This is a genomic window from Tolumonas lignilytica, from assembly GCF_000527035.1.
In the GTDB taxonomy this organism is placed as follows: Bacteria; Pseudomonadota; Gammaproteobacteria; order Enterobacterales; family Aeromonadaceae; genus Tolumonas; species Tolumonas lignilytica.
In genome coordinates this window covers 2,850,753-2,869,344 of the sequence record NZ_AZUK01000001.1, presented here as the reverse complement: position 1 = coordinate 2,869,344, position 18,592 = coordinate 2,850,753, and the positions used below count along the sequence as shown (strand labels likewise).

The window sequence follows — 18,592 nt, the reverse complement described above, 5'->3', positions numbered from 1 at the left end:
TGAAAAGAGTAAATAGTAGTAATTAAATATTTAAGGCTATTTTTCGTCACTGAAGAGGCCATATATGAGCAAGCATAATCAAGTTTTACCATTAGTATATTCATGTTCGGGTTGTTCAAGTGCCGCACAAATGGCTAACTATTTAGCTATTCAACTAGATAGACAAGGCGATGCGGAAATGTCATGCATTGCCGGAGTTGGCGGGAACGTGAAGCAGTTGGTTCGCACCGCCTGCTCTGGACGACCAATTATTGCACTTGATGGCTGCCCCCTAGAATGTGTTAAAAATTGTCTAGCTATGCATGATATAAAGCCAACACAACATATTTTATTGAACTCTTTCGGGGTGAAAAAACGTCTCCGCACTGACTTTGATTTAGATGAAGCCAATATTTTGTTAAATAAAATCACAGAAATAGCTCAACACCTGGGAACAATAAATACAGAAAATATAGCTCCTATTACTTACTGATTTTTAAACATAGCCAAGCGTGGAGTTCCCTGACATGCATATAATAAGACGTCTTAAGGAAGGTTTTTCACCGCTTGGATTTCATCTCCTCTTAGAGCCTGACTTTCAGACGATGGAGTAAAATCAGGAAGCCCGGCCTATAGATCGGGCTTCCTGCCATAATCAGATCCATGCAAAGTGGTTTATAACTTCTTCGCTAGCGTTTTCACTTTGCTTAATTGTTTTGACGACAACTTTTTGCTGGTCGTCTCAAATAACGTTAGAGCTTCCTTGTGCCCTTTGTTCGCGGCAGCCAGAATCCATGCATTCCCCATGATTTTATCTGATTTTCCGCCACGTCCGGTTAGCAACAAGACACCGAGAGAATATTTAGACTCCAGGTGCCCTAATCGCGCAGCCTTTTCATAGAACTTTCGGCTGGCTGCAACATCTTTCGCCACACCTCGGCCATTGGCTAAGGCATCTGCTTTTTGATACAACGCAGCAGGGTGGCCTTGGTTCGCAGCTTTATCAAACCATTCATAGGCCATCCTTTCGTCACGAGGAACCCCACGTCCCGCAGCATAGGCAGCACCTGTCATAAACTGAGCGTCCGCTTTCCCTTGCTGCGCTGCCTTTAAAAACCACTGCGCGCCTTTCGTATAATCCTGACTTACACCTAAACCATTGGTGTAATTTAAGCCCAGTTGATATTGGGCCTGAACATCACCTTGTTCGGCCTTTGTCATGATCTGTGAGGTGCTTTTTGACACCGTCGTAACACATCCACTCAGCATGAGTAGTGCAATCAATAAAATGCCAAATGGGTTGCCACGCAAGAAACTCATATAGATGCGCCCTTCACCGATTATTCCTGAATATCTAATAAACTTCTGGTTGCAGTAACGACTTCATCAGTCACTTGTTTATTCGCTGCCGTCGCCAGAGTGTCAGCTTCTTTTTGCATTGATGCCTCAATATTAGCGTTATATTGATCCACTGTAGCTTGCTGTTCAGGCGTAAGATGATTTAAATCTGCGATATTCGCTTCATAAGCCTGTAATTCTTGAGTCAATTGAATAGTGGTCTGAGCCGCTGTTTTATATTGAGCCAACGCTCCAACAACCGAATTTGCAGACGCATGGGCCAGCGCATTCTCTGACGCATGGGCAGCATTCAAGCGTCCTAACTCACTTGCGAATGATCCTCTTGTTGAGCCTAGCCCATCATTTGCGTAACCATATGGATTGCCATTCAATTTTGCGCTCACACCCGCACTGTCACTCGATTTTCCACTACTGTTACTGTTGCCACCGCCGTTGCCACCTTTCGCATAGACCGCATGGTAGCTGAGAAGTCCATCATCAGAATTAAAAGAGAGCGGTGCGAACGCAAATACGCCGATATAAACACATCCGACCAATGTGTTTTTCAAGAGTGTCGAATATTTCATAGATACTTCCCCATACAACGTCACAGTTTTACCGGTGTAAAACTTGGTTTAAGCACATTGTTAGCATAGATAAAAAAAAAGGAAAAACACATCAAATTAGGGAAACAAATCAAAGGGGATTCGATAGAAAATGCTCATTTAGGCGGTTGGTTTTCACCCATTATGGGTGTAGGCTTCATATGCTGCATGTTTGTAACATTGGATGTTTTTATGCGACTTAATAATTGTGTTTCATCAATTATCCATTGGTTCAAAAAGGAACATCAGGTCAGTATCGATAACCTTGTCTGCGAAGGTTTATTGGATGAGTTTTCACAACAGGAAATCACGCGTAGTCTGCACTGGCTCACTGAGCAAAAATTAATTTGTTGCCCCGATGCAACTGAAGAACCCTTTGTCATCTTATTTGATGAAGTTGCATATTCTGAAAAGAATTGGACTCTCACTGAGCTGGCTGAAGTTCTGTCGCTGGATTTTGAAAACTACCTCATTGAAGTGTAAGACAAATAAAAACCAAATATAAATAATGCATGACATAAATGAGAAACGTCTACGTACTCGTTCCTTAGCATCGTATATAGGGCGGATTCAATTACAAATACTGGCGCCGATTGCATTTAAACTGGCGTGTTTGGCCATTTGAAAACATGAGGCTCCACCATACTTTTAACTCAAGATAACACAACAACTTTTGCCGCCTTATGCAGCACCAATCTCATGCCCGACGCTATACCGAGTTTTTTGGGACACCCGTACAGCTAGGTGTGAATCCCCAAATTAGCTTTTCAGCCATTGATGCTTTACGCCCTTTTCTGACGGTGAACGAAAGCATGTGGCAGGTATTCGAACCTGATTTGCGTCGCCGTTTGAATGAGCTTGATGCAACAGCAACAACGACGCAGCGAGTACAGGCGCTGTTGTTGGAATTAATCCCCAGCAATATTGCAACGATTGATGAAGTCGCAGACCGCCTTGCTATGAGTAAAAGAACATTGCAGCGCCGCCTGGAAAATGAAGGTGAAAATTTTCGGGCTTTATTGAATGAAACGCGGGAAAAATTAGCGCGTCACTATCTGAAAGAAACATCGTTGTCGGGTGGCAAAATTGCCTTTCTACTCGGATTCGAAGATCCCAACTCTTTTTATCGCGCCTTTCAGGATTGGACTGGGCAGACACCTGAGCATACGCGGCACAATATTCATCTCAATTAAGGAGATTCTGATGTCTGATTCAGCGAATTCAAGACGAGTGCTGCTTGCAGGTGCAACGGGGCTCGTCGGTTCTCAAATCCTCAATGCCTTAGTCGAGGATGAAGGCGTGTCTGAAATACATGTATTGAGCCGCAGGCCACTGTCATTTGATCATTCGAAAATCATAACCCATATTGTGAATTTCAGCGCTTTGCCCGTTTTACCTGCCATCGATGAGGTGTATCTGGCACTTGGAACAACCATACGGGTGGCTGGCAGTCAGCAGGCATTTCGGGCGGTAGATCTGGAGGCTAATCTTGCTGTCGCCAAAGCAGCGGTGGCTTCCGGCGCTACACGGTTAGCGCTGGTCAGTGCGGCTGGTGCAAACTCGCATTCGACAGTGTTCTACAATCGCGTAAAGGGTGAACTGGAAGATGCACTCAATACCTTACCACTCTCTGCTTTGGTCATTGCTCGGCCATCAATTTTGCTAGGAGACCGAGATGCACTGAAACAGCCGTTGAGGCTGGGAGAAAAGATTTCGATCCCGATTGCAAAATTGCTCTCACCGCTTCTTCCCACCAACTACAAACCTGTCCATGCGATATCGGTTGCGCAAGCATTAGTCAAAACTCTGCCTTCAACCCAAGGTACGATGGTGCTTAATTCACAGATGTTGTCTCAAATTGGCTGGTTTAACTGAGGTGAGATGTCATCGTTTGCAAGTCTATTGGCATATACGGCTAGCGTCATAACGCAATGATCCACATAAACTGAATACCAAGAAATGCGGCTCAACATGACTCGCATCATTGGTACAGATTGAGGAGTTGCGTTATGAATACGAAAGTTGCGTTGGTAACAGGAGCATCATCAGGCATTGGTGAAGCTATGGCACTAAAATTAAAATCGCTTGGCTACACGGTCTATGCGGCTGCCCGAAGAGTAGAACGCATGAGTGCACTGACACAGGCAGATCAATGGATGTCACGGATGAGGCCTCTATGCGTTCTCAAGGTGCTGGCCGTATCATCAATATCACATCCATGGGTGGAAAATTGCATACACCACTGGGAGCCTGGTATCACGGAACAAAATTTGCTCTCGAAGCTATCAGTGATTGTTTACGCCTGGAACTTCAGCCCTTTGGTATTCATGTCGTAGTTATTGAACCAGGCGGCATTAAAACAGAATGGGCCGACATCGCCGCCGGAATTGATTGCCGACACCATCGCAAAAGCAGTAACCAGCAAACGCCCAAAAACTCGCTATGCCGTTGGATTTGGTGCAAAGCCATTACTGTTCATGCGAAAAATACTCTCTGACAGAGCTTTTGATGGATTAATGCGAATGGCTACAGGTATTCAGAATAACAAAGCAGATTAAACAGCCAATTATTATCAGTTAATTTTGATTGCACTGTTTATTCAAAACCAACGATTTTTCAATGCATCCTGACAAACTTTGTCTACTTGTTCTCTTAACCAAATATGCGCTGAATCTAATTGCAAGCGGGGGTGCCACATCATCGAAATCGTAATATCTTTGGTACGAACTGGCAGCTCAAATGCCCACAAACTAGAGCTGTCAGAATTCAATGGTTCATTCAGCAAAAATGAAGCTGGCACTAAAGCGATCAAATCTGAATTTCTGGCTACCTCAAGTGCTGCCGGAAAACTGGGTACGGTAGCTGCGATATGCCGTGTTACATATTGTGCTTTGAGCTCTTCATCGACTGGTCCTGAAAAATCACCGCTTCGAGAAGCAATGATATGGCTAAATTGGCAATATTCTTGGGTTGAAACTACTTTACACTGATCAAGCGGATGTCCTTTTCTGACCACGCTGACAAAGCGATCATAAAACAAAGCTTTTACCCGGATCTCAGGCCCCATATTTTTAATCACGCCAATTTCTAAATCTACCTTTCCTTCCCGAAGCGCCTCTGGGCTTTTTTGTTGTTTTGGCATGAATCGTAAACGAACTCTTGGCGCTTGTTTTGCAAAATGATTGATGAGTGTAGGGGCAAATGTTTCAACAAATCCTTCGTTTGCTCTGATGGTAAAAGTCCGTTCAAGTGAGGCTAAATCAAGTGGTTGGATATTCGGTTGCAGAATATCTAATACATCACGCACCGCGAGTCGAGTCCGCTCCTGAATAGACTCCGCATAAGGAGTTAGAACCATTTTTCGTCCGGCACGGACAAGCAATGGGTCACCCGTAATTAAACGCAAACGAGTCAATGTCCGGCTCGTCGCTGAGGCACTTAAACCTAACTGGTAAGCTGCACCCGCGACGCTTTTCTCCGCAAGTAAAACATCCAGTGCAGTGAGCAGGTTCATATCAGGGATCGTCATCAGTTTCCTTACTCAACGTTTTGTTGCATTAAAAGATAGGGCGTTTCATGCAACTATAAAATTAACTTTATGCTTCTTCCGCCATATGTACAGGCAATTTATATTGCTAATCGTTCAAAGGAGCGAGGTAAACATAGATGACACTATTCATGAATCAACCCGGTGATGATGGGTTGCCAGGTAAAGAACGATTATTTGCAATGCTGGCGATCATGGTCACGACCACAATGAATGTTTTCGACGGTTCGATGATTAATATCGCATTACCTCAAATGGCAACATCATTGGGTGTTGCTGCTTCTGATGCGGTGTGGATTGCCAATAGCTACTTACTCTCTGTTACGATGTCTCTTGCTATTTTTTCAGCATTGGCAACACGAGTGGGTTTTCGTACACAGTTTATTGGTGGATTGATTGTTTTTACCTTGTCTTCTGCTGGCTGTGCTTTGTCATCGTCATTATCCGTACTCGTAATGATGCGTTTTATTCAGGGAATTGGTGGCGCAGCAACGCTCAGTATTGCTCCCGCACTCCTCAGGACTATTTTCCCAACTCGATTACTTGGGCGGATTTTAGGAATAAATGCATTATTAATTGCATCATGTACTGCAGTCGCCCCCTTGGTTAGTGGCACTTTGTTAGCGACGTTAAACTGGTCATGGCTATTTTTGATCAACATTCCGTTAGGAATGAGCGCAGTCATTTTTTCTAAACAATTTCTACCCAAACCTGCGCAGCTTGATACCCGGCCGTTAGATAAACTAGGCGCACTATTTTCTGTGATCATGTTGGGCAGCACCATTTTGTGTGCGAACACGTTTTCTAAACATATTTCCGGAAATAACAAAAATCTTGCTGCACTTTATGCGATAGCCATCTTAGTGAGCGGAATGGCATTCATTTACCGCCAGCGCAAAGCCATTGCGCCCTTGCTGCCTTTAGAAATATTTGCGAATCGACGGTTTTCTTTATCGGCAATTACGTCCTTCGTTTCTTTTATCGCTCAGGGCATTACTTTTATCGCACTACCATTCTTATACGAAAGTGTTTATGGCTATAGCCCTTTAATATCAGCCCTGCTTTTTCTTCCCTGGCCGATAGGGATTATTCTGGCGGCCCCACATGCGGGGCGGTTAGCTGATAAGAAAAATCCGGCGATGATTTCAACGTTTGGTCTGGTCGTCTTTTGTATCGGGTTAATCCTATTGATCGGTTTACCACAAACGCCCTCAGTCACAGATATTGTCTTACGAAGTTTGGTCTGTGGTATTGGTTTTGGTTTGTTCCAAAGCCCAAATAACCGGGAAATGATGGCAAATGTGGCGACAAATTTTAGCAGTTATGCTTCTGGCGTACTGGCAATGATGAGAACGTTTGGCCAATGCCTTGGCACCACGCTGATTGGTATTATGCTCTCCCGATCTGATGCTATGGGTTCTGGACACACATTTATCTATTCTGAAAATACTGTTCACCAAGGGTTGTGGTTTGCTTCTGGCTCAGTATTTTTAGCCATTTTATTCAGTATTAGTCGGATTAAAAAATAAAGTGCGATGATATGGCAAACTTGCTCAAAGATTAAAAAGTCTGAAATGCAAATAATTGAGCAGCCGACATCATTTATATGGTCATGTCCCAGACCTCAGTAGGTGACATGATTTTTAGGTGTATTTTGTGCCATGATCCCAGCCAGATGGTGAGGTGTATATAACTCTTCCAGATAAGAAATATCAATTTCAGAGAACGCAAGATCAGTTGCTTTCACTGCTGTTTCGATATTGCTGATTTTAGTTGTACCCACAACTGGAGATGTCACTTTGGTGAGCAACCAGGCAAGGGATATTTCTGTCATGGATACCGCATATTTTTCAGCCAGTGCAACCACTCTTTGAATGACCAATCTATCCTGCTCCGCAGTTGCATCGTATTTAAACTTAGCAAATGCATCCTCTGACAAACGCTTCGAGATTTCATCAGATCTTTTGGCCAAACGACCACTGGCTAAGACGCTGTATGGGGTAAGTGCTATGTTTTTTAAATCACAATATGGTTTCATTTCCCGTTCTTCTTCACGGTAAATCAGATTGTAGTGACCTTGAACAGAGACAAATTTGGCAAACCCTTCCCGCTCAGCCAGCGCATTTGCTTCAGCAAGTTGCCAAGCAAAACAATTCGAGACGCCAATATGACGAACCTTACCCGCCTTTACCGCATTATTGAGACCTTCCATCACATCATACAGATTGCTACGGTGATCCCACATATGAAGAATGTATAAATCGATATACTCCATCCCGAGATTGGATAGACTCCTATTGAGCATCGTTTCAATGTGGTTTTGCGTGGAGATTTGGTTAAGTTGTTCTGGTGTTCGAGGCATAAATTTTGTTGCGACGACGACATCATGACGAGGCGCTAACGCTTTTAATGCCTGACCAAGATATTGCTCACTTGTACCATTCTGATAGCTGATTGCGGTATCAAAAAAATTGATGCCAAGTTCAAGACCTCGTTTAATGATTTCCAGAGAATACTGATAATCAAGTGTCCAGCTATGCATTCCATTAGTGGGGTCTCCGAACCCCATACATCCCATACAGATCCGGGAAACATTCAACTCTGTATTCCCTAATTTTGTATATTCCATGAGCATACCTATCTAAATTATGCGTATGACAACGACCTAACGCGTTCTAATCAGCCAGCCTTTCATGAATAACTTGCTTGAATTTATTCAGCTTTTCGACAGAAGGAGCCATCGCTTCATAAAACGCAATCGGTTCGGCATAGGTCATTCCTACATATAAAGCACTGGACTTCATCGGCGTCAAAACCTCATCTATGGTGCTATTGATAAGCCCATCCTTTGAGTAGGTGAACTGAGTTGCCCCTGCTGTAGTGATGACCAGCATTTCTTTGTTTTTTAATGCAATGCCTTCTGGTCCGAATGCCCAGCCATAACTCCAGACGGCATTTAAGTAAGCTTTCAGCATCGGCGTTAAATTGAACCAGTGAATTGGGAACATAAAGATCACGCGCTCAACACCCTCATATGCGGCTTGCTCAGCAGCCACATCAAATTGGGTCATATCATCACCGTACAAGGATTCCAGATTTCTTACGGTGACACCTGGTAAGCCCTGAACTATGTTTTCCAGCGACTTAATTGCATTTGAACGGTCAGGATAAGGGTGTGACACAATCACAAGAGTTTTCATTTTTATCTCCAAAATGTAAGAAAAAGGTTTATGCCTAATCAGCGGCTACGCCTTCAACGAGCCACACATTTGAGTCAGCACACGCAACACGGTCACGGAAAATTTCCTGATATTCTGGCGAATCGTGCCATGCCTTAGCTTTTTCCATGCTGTCGAATTGGAGCATTACGACATGCCCCTGCGGTGGCAGGCCTTCTATCGTGATCACATCACCACCAAGTGCAATTCGTTTACCACCGTAACGTTTGTAAGTGGACTCCACCGTTTCTCTATAGACTTTCATGCCGTCTAAGTTGTGGATTTTTACATCGAAAATAAAATACGCAGGATTTGGTTTTTCCATTGAATTCACAGATGCCTCAGTTAGTCACTCTCAACTTGTGTGACGCAGTATGAGTCAAACTATTTATAACTTTAATGGCATGTATGGTTGAAGAATATTTAACCCATAGTTAATAATTGAAGTGCGCATTTTGAACCACACCAGCAATGAGGATTGCGTATGGAAGTTTCACAGCATGTCAGAGCGATACTCTCATTTGTCGAAGCTGCCGATTTAAATAGCTTTACAGCAGCCGCCAGAAAGCTTGGTATCAGCCCAGCCGCGGTTAGTAAAAATATTGCAGGATTGGAACAAGTACTCGGTGTTCGGTTAATGAACCGAACCACTCGAAAAATAAATCTCACTGAGGATGGCGAAGCATTTCTGGCCCAGTCACGAATTGCACTGGAAGCCTTAGAAACGGCCGTAGACAATATTGTGGCCAGAAAAATGGAAATGAGTGGTCATGTCAAAATTTCAACCAGCGCTTCTTTTGGCAAAGAGCAACTTCTTCCGGCACTTCCTGGGTTAATGGCTCAATATCCGCATTTATTGATAGAGGCCGATTTTGATGATCGTGTCGTCGATTTGGTTCGTGATGGGTATGACATTGCGATCCGAGGTGGACGCATTGTTGACTCCTCATTGATCACGCGGCCAGTCTGTCAACTCAATACGGTGCTTGTTGCCGCGCCAGCATATTTATCCCAACATGGTGTTCCTCAATGCCCGGACGATTTAAAAGAACATCGTTTGCTCGTGCGCCGTTTTTTAGGGGGACGAGTAAGCCCATGGGGATTCAAAAGTGAAGACGGTAGCTTGTCTCTTCTCGATCCAGAACCAGCCGTATTAAAAATATCCTCGCCAGAAGCGTTGCTACAAGCAGCAGAAGCAGGTTTAGGGATCGCTCAAGTGGGTGTTCGTATTGCTTATCCGCTTCTTGAACAAGGAAAATTAAATACAGTTCTTTGGGGACAATACGATCCAGGCAATTACGAAATGGTGATCCAGTACCCGCATCGTTCTTTCATTGCCCCTAGAGTTAAAGCAACTGTAGATCATTTGCTTAAGCACTTTGAAAATGACACAACCCTACACATTCCATTGGAAAAACTGGCAAATTTTGCGTATCAGGAATAAAAACTCATTGTTCCATGGCTGGTATAAGGAGATATAACTGGTTGGCTTATCCCTTTAATTATCTGTGAGTGGCCATTGAACTGACAAACTTCTACCACTACCTAGTGAATGGTGAGTTCCAATACCAGACCAGGTGACATAACGAATTTCAGAGGTTTGGACATACTTTTTCTTATGTCAGGCTATCCTTGTTCATAGTTTGCGCTAACACGAAAATTTTCCAAAAGCGTTCTATGGCATTTCGCATTTTGTAGTGCCGTTACGTACTTCCTTGCCCCGGACTAGTACAACACATCTAATGATTGCGTCTAAAAATCATGTATTCATTTTGTTAAAAAAGGTATGATCCGCCGGTTTTCTCAACAGTAGAAATTGAGCAATATTTGAACACTATGAATATGAAAAATACTCACGCGCCTCGGGTTGGTGTAATCAGCTTGGGCTGCCCTAAAAATCTTGTCGATGCGGAACGCATTTTGACGCAACTGCGTACTGAAGGTTATGACGTTGTAAACAATTACGACAACGCCGAACTGGTCATTGTTAACACCTGCGGCTTTATTGACAGCGCAGTACAAGAATCACTGGAAGCGATCGGTGAAGCATTGCAGGAAAACGGCAAAGTGATCGTGACTGGCTGTCTGGGTGCGAAAGAAGATCAAATCCGCGAAGTGCACCCCAAGGTGCTGGAAATTTCCGGCCCGCACGCCTATGAGCAGGTATTAGGTCATGTTCATAAATACGCACCGAAACCTGAACATAATCCGTTCCTGAGCCTGGTGCCGGAGCAAGGTGTCAAACTGACACCAAAACACTACGCCTATCTGAAAATTTCCGAAGGGTGTAATCACCGTTGTACCTTCTGCATCATTCCATCGATGCGTGGCGATCTCGACAGCCGCACCATCGGTGATGTATTGGGTGAAGCTAAGCGCCTAAAAAATGCCGGCGTCAAAGAGATTCTGGTGATTTCGCAAGATACCTCGGCCTACGGTGCTGATATTAAACACCGTACCGGTTTCTATGAAGGCTCACCAGTCAAAACCAGCATGCTCGGTTTATGCGAAGAGTTGTCCAAGATGGGCATGTGGGTGCGTCTGCATTATGTCTACCCTTATCCGCATGTGGATGATGTGATCCCCCTGATGGCTGAAGGCAAGATCCTGCCGTATCTGGATATTCCGCTGCAACATGCCAGCCCGCGTATTCTGAAGCTGATGAAACGTCCGGGCGCCGTGGAGCGCACGCTGGAACGAATTCAGGAATGGCGTCGTATCTGCCCGGATCTGACTCTGCGTTCAACTTTCATCGTCGGTTTCCCAGGGGAAACAGAAGAAGACTTCCAGATGCTGCTCGATTTCCTCGAGAAAGCGGAACTGGACCGTGTTGGTTGCTTCAAATACAGCCCGGTTGATGGTGCTAAAGCCAACGAATTGCCAGATCCAGTGCCTGAGGAAATTAAGGAAGAACGCTTCCACCGCTTCATGGAACTGCAACAGAAGATCTCAGCCCGCCGTCTGGCCGCCAAGATCGGACGTGAGTTGGATGTCATCATTGATGAAGTTGACGAAGAAGGTGCAATTGGCCGTAGTTTTGCCGATGCGCCAGAAATTGATGGTGTCGTTTATTTAAACGATGAAACGTCACTGAAACTAGGTGATATTGTCAGAGTTAAAATAGAAAATGCTGACGAATATGATCTGTGGGGTTCTGTTATTCGTTAATGATACGCCAGAAATAAATAAGGCCGGCATAATACCGGCCTTTATTTTAATTATTTTTTAAAAATCATATTTCATTGCTAGTTGGAAATCATTCGCTGCATCAACAGCCGATCCCGTTACAGGATCTTTAACGGGTAAAAAAGACGTAGCTTCTTTATTATTAATTCGGTATTCCGCCATAATCATTAAACGGCGATTAAATTTATAGCTGGTACCCAAGGTATAATAATTAACGGTATCTTCTTTCACTCCCGCACTGTTTTCAGCAACCTGTTTATTCCAGGTAGACATTAATCCAACCCCATTCAGAAAACTATATCCTAACGCGGCTTCATAACCAGTATGGTCATAAAGTGTCGTGGCCGTTGTCGTGCTACTGGTTACTTTGCCGGTGGTCAGATTGGCGGTTGTTGTCGTGGTCGATGTCGATTTGAAAACCCAGTTGTTACCCTTGCCAAAATTAAATGCGGCATACCATGCTTTATCATCGAATTTCAGACCGGCAGTCCACAGTGATGCATCATCCAGAGCACCCTGCTTACCAACGGTATAGGAAGCACCGGCACTGATGAGTGAAGTCATTTTATAGGCTGCTGCCGCTCCATACGCTGCATTATTTTTATCTGTTACAGTCTCCGAGCTGCCACCCGTGCAAGGCGCATCGGCACAGGTATCCTGCGCATTGCGGAATTTATAATCCGCATCAAACTGCAGATTGCCGAACGTGCCGGAGTATTTCAGCACGTCCGTCGCCCGTTTGGTCGCAAACTTATCGACGCCAACTCCCAGCCCATGGTTGCCATAACCATCTGTCAGGGCGACATCGGTCCATGATGTCACCAGATTCGCAGCCCCATTCTGGCGCCCAAATGTGACCACACCAAAATCGCTGTTACTTACACCACCATAGGCCAGACGAGTCGCTACACTGTCATTTTTCTCGGTATCGTTTGTGGGAACGGTGGAAGGTGTAGCCTTGTCACCGACATTCAACTGACCTTCATAGGCACCTATTGCTGTATTTTTTTCATCAATCTTGGTTTTACCTTTTAAACCCAACCGCATAAAGGTATTGGAGCCATATAATTCGCTGTCACGGGCATCGCCAAATATATGCCCCGCATAAGCGCGGCCAGACATATCAATAGCGCCATATTCGTTATTAACTAAAGAAACGGCATTCGCCTGGGTTGCCACAAATAAACCAACAGATGTCAAAATTAATCTTTTCATCATCAAAATCCTTATTTCAGATAAAAAGCACCCTTTGAACAGAATGCTCACTTAAAAATATTTTTAATTAAATTAAAAAATAACGATTATTTGTTTTAATTAATCAAGATAACCATAACTATGCATAATAGATTTTGCTTTATTACCCTTGAGGTAATTTAGCAAGGCGGTAGCCGCTGGATTATCTTCACCCTTTTTCAGTAACACAGCATCTTGTGTTAACGGGCTATATAATGAAGCTGGAACAATCCAAGCAGATCCTTTTGTGATTTTCCCGTCTTTATAAACCTGTGACAACGCAACAAAACCCAGTTCAGCATTACCACTCTCAACAAATTGTTGTACCTGCATAATGTTTTCGCCCTGAACCAATTTGGCACTCACTGTTGATGTCAATCCCAGTTTATCCAACGCCTCAAAGGCAGCAGCGCCATACGGTGCAGTTTTTGGGTTACCAACTGCCAAATGGCTATAACTTGCGCTTTTCAAGACCGCACCCGCTGCATCCACTTTTGTCGAATCGGCAGACCATAACACCAGTTGTCCTTTGGCGTAGGTGAATTGGGTATCAGCCAGCGCCAGTTCCGACTTCACCAGTTTTTTGGGGGTTTTGCTGTCAGCACTGATCATGACTTCAAAAGGTGCCCCATTCTGAATCTGGGTAAATAATTTACCGGTGGAACCCGCAGATATCAGTAAGGTATTGCCCGTATCTTGCTTGAATGATTTGGCAATCTCTTCCAACGGTTGCTGAAAATTGGCGGCAACGGCGACTTTAACTTCGTCAGCCATGCTTAAACTTGGCAGTAATACTAATAAGGCCAGTGTGAGTGGATGTTTCGGTGATGGCAGCATAAGTTTCTCCCTGAGTATCTACTTTGCGTTATGCATACTGATGCACAATTCCTACCAAAAATGAAATGAGACAATCCAGCCAAAAGCAAAACAAACCAAAAACAGAGATAAATTATTATATGTATATATAAAATAAAGAGTTTTTACTAAATTCGATTTTCTTGTGTTCTCTTGATGCATGAACAAAACACACAAACTGGATATGCATTTTGTTGCACAACCACCACTAAAACATGACAAATGTGACATTACGCACAGATTTAAGGCATAAAAAAACCCGGCCAAGATACTGGGCCGGGTTCATGAGCACATTTACTAATCTGGACTATTCAATACCCTGACTACGCAGATAATCTTCGTAGTTGCCACCGAAGTCGATGATCTTCTCAGGAGTGATTTCCAGAATACGACCCGCCAGTGAGCTTACGAATTCACGGTCGTGCGAGACGAAAATCAGTGTGCCCTGATACATCTCCAGCGCCATATTCAGCGATTCGATCGATTCCATATCCAAGTGGTTGGTTGGTTCGTCCATGATCAGGATGTTCGGTTTTTCCATCATCAGTTTACCGAACAACATACGGCCCTTTTCACCACCAGACAGCACTTTGACTTTCTTCTTGATGTCGTCCTGACCGAACAGCAAACGCCCCAGTATGCTGCGCACCGCCTGCTCATCATCGCCTTCCTGTTTCCACTGGCACATCCAGTCAAACACGGTCAGGTCGGTGTCGAAGTCTTCCGCATGATCCTGCGCGTAATAGCCGATCTTGGCATTTTCCGACCATTTGATCGAACCGCTATCCGGTGTCAGTTCGCCCACCAGCGTCTTGATCAGCGTGGATTTACCGATGCCGTTGGTACCGATGACCGCCACCTTTTCGCCTACTTCCATCATCATGTTGAAACCTTTGAACAGCGGGCCATTGTCATAGCCTTTGCTCAGGTTTTCGATTTCCAGAATGTTGCGATACAGCTTCTTATCCTGTTCAAAACGGATGAACGGGTTCTGACGGCTGGAGGCTTTCACTTCTTCAATCTTGATCTTATCGATCTGTTTCAGACGTGATGTTGCCTGACGGGATTTGGATGCATTGGCACTGAAACGAGAAACGAATGATTGCAGATCAGCAATCTGCGCTTTCTTCTTCGCGTTGTCGGCCAGCAGACGTTCCCGCGCCTGCGTCGCTGCGGTCATGTATTCGTCATAGTTGCCCGGATAAACACGCAGTTCGCCGTAATCCAGATCCGCCATATGGGTACAAACCATGTTCAGGAAGTGACGGTCATGCGAGATGATAACCATGGTACTTTCACGCGCGTTCAGTGTCTCTTCCAGCCAGCGGATGGTATTGATATCCAAGTTGTTGGTTGGTTCGTCGAGCAACAGAATATCTGGATTGGAAAACAGCGCCTGCGCCAGCAGCACACGCAGTTTCCAGCCCGGAGCCACTTCGCTCATCAGACCGTTGTGCTGTTCTACCGGAATACCGACACCCAGCAACAGTTCGCCAGCGCGTGCTTCGGCAGTATAGCCGTCATATTCTGCTACTTTGGCTTCCAGCTCAGCCGCGTGCATATAGTCATCATCGGTCGCTTCCGGATTCGCATAAATGCTATCGCGCTCATGAATGGCCGCCCACAGTTCGGTGTGTCCCATCATGACCACGTCCAGGACGCGCTTATCTTCATACGCAAACTGATCCTGACGCAGCTTACCGATACGTTCATTCGGATCGAGCGCGACATTGCCGGCGGTCGGTTCCAGATCGCCACCCATGATTTTCATGAAGGTGGATTTACCACAACCATTGGCACCGATCAGGCCGTAACGATTACCACCGCCAAATTTGACAGAGATATTTTCAAACAGTGGCTTAGAGCCGAACTGCATTGTGATGTTATTGGTACTAAGCACTTTAATTACCTTATAAAAAAACGGCCCCGAAACCGGAGCCGCCTATATTCTTCCGGATTACTTGTTGTTGTTCGGGCGTAATGCCGGGAACAGGATCACATCGCGGATAGTGTGGCTGTTGGTGAACAACATCACCAGACGGTCGATACCGATACCCTGACCGGCTGTTGGTGGCAAACCGTGTTCCAGCGCGGTGACGAAGTCTGCATCGTAGAACATTGCTTCGTCATCACCCGCTTCTTTCTGGGCAACCTGTGCCTGGAAGCGTTCAGCCTGATCTTCTGCATCGTTCAGCTCAGAGAAACCGTTGGCGATTTCACGACCACCGATGAAGAATTCAAAGCGGTCAGTGACTTCTGGGTTCTCATCATTACGACGCGCCAGAGGTGATACAGCCGCTGGGTATTCGGTGATGAAAGTTGGCTGATGCAGCATGTGTTCTGCGGTTTCTTCGAAAATTGCCGTGATCACATGGCCCAGTTCCCAGCTTTTCATCAGCTCGATGTGGTGACGTTTTGCTACCGCAATTGCGCCTTCCAGCGTAGTCAGCTCTTCCGCTTTCACGTCGTTGGCATATTTCAGGATAGATTCAACCATAGTCATGCGCGCAAATGGCTGACCGAAGTCGATTTCGATACCTTCTTCGCCGTCTTTCGCGTAACGAACTTTAGTGGTGCCGTGGATATCCTGTGCCAGTGTGCGCAGCATCTCTTCGGTCAGATCCATCAGATCGTTGTAGTCTGCATACGCCATATAGAATTCCAGCATGGTGAATTCTGGGTTATGACGAACAGAGATACCTTCGTTACGGAAGTTACGGTTGATTTCATAGACACGCTCGAAACCACCGACCACCAGACGTTTCAGATACAGCTCTGGTGCAATACGCAGATACATGTCGATATCCAGCGCATTGTGGTGCGTGATGAACGGACGCGCAGACGCACCGCCAGGAATGACTTGCATCATCGGAGTTTCTACTTCCATGAACTGTTTGTTGTTCAGGAAGTTACGGATACCGTTGATCACCTGATTACGGATCTGGAAGGTACGGCGGGAATCTTCATTAGCGATCAGATCCAGGTAACGCTGACGGCAGCGCGCTTCCTGATCGGTCAGGCCTTTATGTTTTTCTGGCAGCGGGCGCAGTGCCTTGGTCAGCAGACGAATGCTGGTGGTGTGCACAGACAGCTCGCCAGTATTGGTACGGAACATGTAGCCTTCCACGCCAACGATGTCGCCCAAGTCCCATTTTTTGAACTGTTCGTTGTAAAAACCTTCTGGCAGGTCATCACGAGTCACGTAAATCTGGATCTTGCCGCCCATATCTTGCAGGGTAGCGAAAGCAGCCTTACCCATGATACGGCGAGTCATGATACGACCGGCGATCTTCACATAATGTTTGCCAGCTTCCAGTTCTTCCTGAGTCTTGTTGTCAAAAGCCGCGTGCAAATCGCTGGAAATCTGATCACGACGGAAATCGTTCGGGAACGGATTACCCTTGGTACGCAGTTCAGCCAGTTTGGCACGGCGCTGCGTCATTTCATTATTAAATTCCTGAACGTCCAGTTCGTTTTCAGTAGTTTGGTTTTGTTCTGACATGATGATTCCTGCTTGGATTACAGCCCGGATTTCAGGCTGGCTTCAATAAATTTGTCCAGATCGCCATCGAGTACTGATTGCGTGTTACGGGTTTCAACACCAGTACGCAAATCTTTAATGCGCGAATCGTCTAATACATAAGAACGGATCTGACTGCCCCAGCCGATGTCTGATTTCGTCTCTTCCAGCGCCTGTTTTTCCGCATTCTGTTTCTGAATTTCAAGCTCATACAGTTTCGCTTTCAACTGCTTCATCGCCTGATCTTTGTTCTTATGCTGGGAACGATCGTTCTGACACTGCACAACGGTATTCGTTGGAATGTGGGTAATACGCACCGCAGATTCTGTACGGTTAACGTGCTGGCCACCGGCACCGGATGCACGGTAAACGTCGATACGCAGATCCGCTGGATTAATGTCGATTTCAAAATCGTCATCAATTTCCGGATAAACGAATGCAGAACAGAAAGAGGTATGACGACGACCGCCTGAGTCAAACGGCGATTTACGCACCAGACGATGTACGCCCGTTTCAGTACGCAGCCAGCCAAACGCATATTCGCCAGTGAACTTGATGGTGGCAGATTTGATACCGGCAACTTCACCTTCGGAGCATTCGATCAATTCAGGTTTGAAGCCATGAGCTTCACCCCAACGCAGGTACATACGCAAGACCATATTGGCCCAATCTTGCGCTTCGGTACCACCGGAGCCGGATTGGATATCCATATAGCAATCGGAAGCATCGTGATCTCCGGAGAACATACGGCGGAATTCCAGATCTTCCAGCTTTTTCTCCAGCGCGGCCAGCTCTGTTTCAGCTTCGTGGAAAGTCTCTTCGTCTTCCCCTTCCACCGCCATGGAAACCAGCAATTCGATATCTTCGGCACCCTGAGTCAGCACGTCGATGGTCTTCACCACACCTTCAAGGGCAACACGCTCTTTACCCAGCGCCTGCGCTTTTTCCGGTTCATTCCAGACTTCAGGTTGTTCTAATTCGGCACTTACTTCTTCCAGACGCTCTTTCTTAGCGTCGTAGTCAAAGGTACCCCCTCAGGAGTTCGGTCCGTTCAGACAACTCCTTGAGTTTATTCAATACAGGATTCACTTCAAACATTGAAGGGATTCTC

The 18,592-nt window shown here is 45.5% G+C and carries 19 protein-coding genes and 1 pseudogene; 9 read left to right on the top strand and 11 right to left on the bottom strand.

What is annotated here, in order from left to right; translation table 11 throughout:
• The first annotated feature begins 64 nt into the window (after positions 1-64).
• Positions 65-472, top strand: coding sequence for a putative zinc-binding protein (locus H027_RS0113415; protein WP_024872969.1), 408 nt, complete (start codon positions 65-67; stop codon positions 470-472).
• Positions 473-654: 182 nt separating this feature from the next.
• Here H027_RS0113415 and H027_RS17900 read toward each other — a convergent pair whose 3' ends face one another.
• Both H027_RS17900 and H027_RS0113405 read right to left on the bottom strand, forming a co-directional pair.
• Positions 655-1,299: a tetratricopeptide repeat protein gene (locus tag H027_RS17900; protein WP_024872968.1), complete on the bottom strand. Its 645-nt coding sequence runs from the start codon at positions 1,297-1,299 to the stop codon at positions 655-657.
• Between the two features lie 20 nt (positions 1,300-1,319).
• Positions 1,320-1,904 (bottom strand): hypothetical protein, encoded by a 585-nt coding sequence (locus H027_RS0113405; RefSeq protein ID WP_024872967.1) that lies wholly within the window; start codon positions 1,902-1,904, stop codon positions 1,320-1,322.
• Between the two features lie 210 nt (positions 1,905-2,114).
• On the opposite strand from H027_RS0113405, the gene H027_RS0113400 reads away from it, so the two are divergent.
• The 5 genes and pseudogenes from H027_RS0113400 (at position 2,115) to H027_RS19000 (ending at position 4,419) form a co-directional block, all read left to right on the top strand.
• Positions 2,115-2,405, top strand: a complete 291-nt coding sequence (locus H027_RS0113400; protein ID WP_024872966.1) for a hypothetical protein — start codon at positions 2,115-2,117, stop codon at positions 2,403-2,405.
• Between the two features lie 200 nt (positions 2,406-2,605).
• Positions 2,606-3,115 (top strand): helix-turn-helix transcriptional regulator, encoded by a 510-nt coding sequence (locus tag H027_RS17895; protein WP_152536727.1) that lies wholly within the window; start codon positions 2,606-2,608, stop codon positions 3,113-3,115.
• A 10-nt stretch (positions 3,116-3,125) separates the two neighbouring features.
• Positions 3,126-3,797: an NAD-dependent epimerase/dehydratase family protein gene (locus H027_RS0113390; protein WP_024872965.1), complete on the top strand. Its 672-nt coding sequence runs from the start codon at positions 3,126-3,128 to the stop codon at positions 3,795-3,797.
• Between the two features lie 134 nt (positions 3,798-3,931).
• A pseudogene (locus H027_RS19390) lies at positions 3,932-4,054 on the top strand (SDR family NAD(P)-dependent oxidoreductase); the annotation flags it as partial.
• Positions 4,055-4,098: 44 nt separating this feature from the next.
• Positions 4,099-4,419, top strand: a complete 321-nt coding sequence (locus tag H027_RS19000; protein ID WP_237657954.1) for an SDR family NAD(P)-dependent oxidoreductase — start codon at positions 4,099-4,101, stop codon at positions 4,417-4,419.
• A gap of 102 nt (positions 4,420-4,521) precedes the next feature.
• Here H027_RS19000 and H027_RS0113380 read toward each other — a convergent pair whose 3' ends face one another.
• A complete protein-coding gene (locus tag H027_RS0113380) occupies positions 4,522-5,451 on the bottom strand; it encodes a LysR family transcriptional regulator (RefSeq protein ID WP_024872963.1) in 930 nt (309 codons plus the stop codon).
• A gap of 149 nt (positions 5,452-5,600) precedes the next feature.
• Here H027_RS0113380 and H027_RS0113375 point away from each other — a divergent pair, with 149 nt between their 5' ends.
• Positions 5,601-6,998 (top strand): MFS transporter, encoded by a 1,398-nt coding sequence (locus tag H027_RS0113375; protein WP_202593443.1) that lies wholly within the window; start codon positions 5,601-5,603, stop codon positions 6,996-6,998.
• Between the two features lie 95 nt (positions 6,999-7,093).
• Here H027_RS0113375 and H027_RS0113370 read toward each other — a convergent pair whose 3' ends face one another.
• From H027_RS0113370 to H027_RS0113360, 3 genes are read right to left on the bottom strand one after another with little or no spacing between them, the layout of a single operon-like run.
• The gene (locus H027_RS0113370) at positions 7,094-8,098 is read right to left on the bottom strand and encodes an aldo/keto reductase (RefSeq protein WP_024872961.1); all 1,005 of its coding nucleotides are present in this window, start codon (positions 8,096-8,098) and stop codon (positions 7,094-7,096) included.
• 46 nt (positions 8,099-8,144) lie between these two features.
• Positions 8,145-8,669 (bottom strand): NAD(P)H-dependent oxidoreductase, encoded by a 525-nt coding sequence (locus tag H027_RS0113365; protein WP_024872960.1) that lies wholly within the window; start codon positions 8,667-8,669, stop codon positions 8,145-8,147.
• A 34-nt stretch (positions 8,670-8,703) separates the two neighbouring features.
• Complete coding sequence (locus H027_RS0113360; protein WP_024872959.1) at positions 8,704-9,012, bottom strand: DUF1330 domain-containing protein; 309 nt, start codon at positions 9,010-9,012, stop codon at positions 8,704-8,706.
• A 159-nt stretch (positions 9,013-9,171) separates the two neighbouring features.
• Here H027_RS0113360 and H027_RS0113355 point away from each other — a divergent pair, with 159 nt between their 5' ends.
• A complete protein-coding gene (locus tag H027_RS0113355) occupies positions 9,172-10,131 on the top strand; it encodes a LysR family transcriptional regulator (RefSeq protein WP_024872958.1) in 960 nt (319 codons plus the stop codon).
• 398 nt (positions 10,132-10,529) lie between these two features.
• Positions 10,530-11,855: a 30S ribosomal protein S12 methylthiotransferase RimO gene (gene rimO / locus H027_RS0113350; RefSeq protein WP_024872957.1), complete on the top strand. Its 1,326-nt coding sequence runs from the start codon at positions 10,530-10,532 to the stop codon at positions 11,853-11,855.
• Positions 11,856-11,912: 57 nt separating this feature from the next.
• Here rimO and H027_RS0113345 read toward each other — a convergent pair whose 3' ends face one another.
• The 5 genes from H027_RS0113345 to prfB form a co-directional block, all read right to left on the bottom strand.
• A complete protein-coding gene (locus tag H027_RS0113345; protein ID WP_024872956.1) occupies positions 11,913-13,088 on the bottom strand; it encodes a porin in 1,176 nt (391 codons plus the stop codon).
• A gap of 99 nt (positions 13,089-13,187) precedes the next feature.
• The gene (gene modA, locus H027_RS0113340) at positions 13,188-13,943 is read right to left on the bottom strand and encodes a molybdate ABC transporter substrate-binding protein (RefSeq protein ID WP_024872955.1); all 756 of its coding nucleotides are present in this window, start codon (positions 13,941-13,943) and stop codon (positions 13,188-13,190) included.
• Between the two features lie 325 nt (positions 13,944-14,268).
• Positions 14,269-15,861: an ABC-F family ATPase gene (locus H027_RS0113335; protein WP_024872954.1), complete on the bottom strand. Its 1,593-nt coding sequence runs from the start codon at positions 15,859-15,861 to the stop codon at positions 14,269-14,271.
• Between the two features lie 57 nt (positions 15,862-15,918).
• Positions 15,919-17,463, bottom strand: coding sequence for a lysine--tRNA ligase (gene lysS, locus H027_RS0113330; RefSeq protein ID WP_024872953.1), 1,545 nt, complete (start codon positions 17,461-17,463; stop codon positions 15,919-15,921).
• Positions 17,464-17,480: 17 nt separating this feature from the next.
• Positions 17,481-18,579 (bottom strand): peptide chain release factor 2 gene (prfB, locus tag H027_RS0113325; protein WP_152536726.1). Its coding sequence is split into 2 segments (ribosomal slippage): positions 17,481-18,503 and positions 18,505-18,579, totalling 1,098 coding nucleotides; the frame shifts between segments, so codons are not numbered across the junction.
• Positions 18,580-18,592: the final 13 nt, after the last annotated feature.

What these genes read in the sequence shown, in the direction of transcription:
- H027_RS0113415 (WP_024872969.1), top strand. Translation starts at nt 65, where the DNA reads ATGAGCAAGCATAATCAAGTTTTACCATTAGTATATTCATGTTCGGGT.
- H027_RS17900 (WP_024872968.1), bottom strand. Translation starts at nt 1,299, where the DNA reads ATGAGTTTCTTGCGTGGCAACCCATTTGGCATTTTATTGATTGCACTA.
- H027_RS0113405 (WP_024872967.1), bottom strand. Translation starts at nt 1,904, where the DNA reads ATGAAATATTCGACACTCTTGAAAAACACATTGGTCGGATGTGTTTAT.
- H027_RS0113400 (WP_024872966.1), top strand. Translation starts at nt 2,115, where the DNA reads ATGCGACTTAATAATTGTGTTTCATCAATTATCCATTGGTTCAAAAAG.
- H027_RS17895 (WP_152536727.1), top strand. Translation starts at nt 2,606, where the DNA reads ATGCAGCACCAATCTCATGCCCGACGCTATACCGAGTTTTTTGGGACA.
- H027_RS0113390 (WP_024872965.1), top strand. Translation starts at nt 3,126, where the DNA reads ATGTCTGATTCAGCGAATTCAAGACGAGTGCTGCTTGCAGGTGCAACG.
- H027_RS19000 (WP_237657954.1), top strand. Translation starts at nt 4,099, where the DNA reads ATGCGTTCTCAAGGTGCTGGCCGTATCATCAATATCACATCCATGGGT.
- H027_RS0113380 (WP_024872963.1), bottom strand. Translation starts at nt 5,451, where the DNA reads ATGACGATCCCTGATATGAACCTGCTCACTGCACTGGATGTTTTACTT.
- H027_RS0113375 (WP_202593443.1), top strand. Translation starts at nt 5,601, where the DNA reads ATGAATCAACCCGGTGATGATGGGTTGCCAGGTAAAGAACGATTATTT.
- H027_RS0113370 (WP_024872961.1), bottom strand. Translation starts at nt 8,098, where the DNA reads ATGGAATATACAAAATTAGGGAATACAGAGTTGAATGTTTCCCGGATC.
- H027_RS0113365 (WP_024872960.1), bottom strand. Translation starts at nt 8,669, where the DNA reads ATGAAAACTCTTGTGATTGTGTCACACCCTTATCCTGACCGTTCAAAT.
- H027_RS0113360 (WP_024872959.1), bottom strand. Translation starts at nt 9,012, where the DNA reads ATGGAAAAACCAAATCCTGCGTATTTTATTTTCGATGTAAAAATCCAC.
- H027_RS0113355 (WP_024872958.1), top strand. Translation starts at nt 9,172, where the DNA reads ATGGAAGTTTCACAGCATGTCAGAGCGATACTCTCATTTGTCGAAGCT.
- rimO (WP_024872957.1), top strand. Translation starts at nt 10,530, where the DNA reads ATGAAAAATACTCACGCGCCTCGGGTTGGTGTAATCAGCTTGGGCTGC.
- H027_RS0113345 (WP_024872956.1), bottom strand. Translation starts at nt 13,088, where the DNA reads ATGAAAAGATTAATTTTGACATCTGTTGGTTTATTTGTGGCAACCCAG.
- modA (WP_024872955.1), bottom strand. Translation starts at nt 13,943, where the DNA reads ATGCTGCCATCACCGAAACATCCACTCACACTGGCCTTATTAGTATTA.
- lysS (WP_024872953.1), bottom strand. Translation starts at nt 17,463, where the DNA reads ATGTCAGAACAAAACCAAACTACTGAAAACGAACTGGACGTTCAGGAA.